The sequence below is a fragment of the Devosia alba genome (assembly GCF_039938915.1).
Classification (GTDB): Bacteria; Pseudomonadota; Alphaproteobacteria; order Rhizobiales; family Devosiaceae; genus Devosia; species Devosia alba.
Genome location: NZ_JBDUUI010000141.1, coordinates 1 through 243, shown reverse-complemented (window position 1 = coordinate 243; position 243 = coordinate 1). Strand labels below are relative to the sequence as shown.

At 44.4% G+C, this 243-nt stretch carries 1 protein-coding gene; it reads left to right on the top strand.

All coding sequences use genetic code 11. From position 1 onward, the window contains the following. Positions 1 to 243, top strand: a 243-nt coding sequence (locus ABFY71_RS19100) for a hypothetical protein (RefSeq protein WP_347947458.1), incomplete at both ends; no start/stop codon positions are given.

Sequence of the window (243 nt, the reverse complement as noted above, 5' to 3'; positions counted from 1 at the left end):
CCCGAAGCCAATCACAAGAAAAGAGAAGTATTTGTACGAATTGTGTTTAAAAGGAATAGGCGGGGAAATCTCGCCGGAAGAAATCAAGAATGCAGTGAATGAGTACCTTGAAAAGAATCCGGTCAAGCCCGGAGCCACCACAGAACAGGCACAGCAGATCGAGCAGAATAAGACGGACATTGCTTCACTGAAAGAGGATGTCAAATATTTTAGCGATTCTTATGTTACGCCAGAGATGTTCGG